The 539-nt window shown below is 39.3% G+C and carries 1 protein-coding gene; it reads left to right on the top strand.

The features are described from left to right. The first annotated feature begins 55 nt into the window (after positions 1–55). The gene (locus D5018_RS21585) at positions 56–415 is read left to right on the top strand and encodes a hypothetical protein (RefSeq protein ID WP_133309381.1); all 360 of its coding nucleotides are present in this window, start codon (positions 56–58) and stop codon (positions 413–415) included. Positions 416–539 lie beyond the last annotated feature (124 nt).

The following is a 539-nucleotide window of genomic DNA, read 5'->3' as shown; positions in this document are numbered from 1 at the left end:
ATCCGGACAGCGATTCCGGACTTGAACAAAAATCGTCCGGATAATACCGAATTCAATGTCCGGATTATCCCGAAACAGGTGTCCGGATAATGCCGAATTCAGTGTCCGGATTGCTCCGAATTATGCAAACTATTTCACTGACAACGATAAACGCCTTAAATTAGTGCATTTCGTTATCGCAAAAAACAGTGTAAACATGGTCATTGAAATTGGTGGATTTAAGGTTACTTCTCAGAATAAACCAAAGCTAAGGCAAAATGCTCGCACTATTTTAGCTAATAAAATATGCAGTAGCCCTGTACTCACAGATTACATGCAAAAGGGTAATTATTTTTCAATTGATGTTCGCAGCGGATTTCAATACGGTGAAAAACAAATAGGCAACTATCGTTTTACAAATCAAAGTTGCGTATAACACATATGAGCCCCCTGCTAGTCAATAGGCACTAAAAATCTTTCTGACTTCGTAGAAGTCAGTGCCTTTGGTGCTTTTTACAATACCTCTTACTTCGGCTGTCTTGGTCGCCATTAAGTCATCA

The sequence above is a fragment of the Parashewanella curva genome, assembly GCF_003675895.1.
In the GTDB taxonomy this organism is placed as follows: Bacteria; Pseudomonadota; Gammaproteobacteria; order Enterobacterales; family Shewanellaceae; genus Parashewanella; species Parashewanella curva.
This window is presented reverse-complemented; position numbering and strand designations above follow the sequence as displayed.

Coding starts and splice junctions, on each gene's coding strand:
- D5018_RS21585 (WP_133309381.1), top strand. CDS start 56: ATGTCCGGATTATCCCGAAACAGGTGTCCGGATAATGCCGAATTCAGT.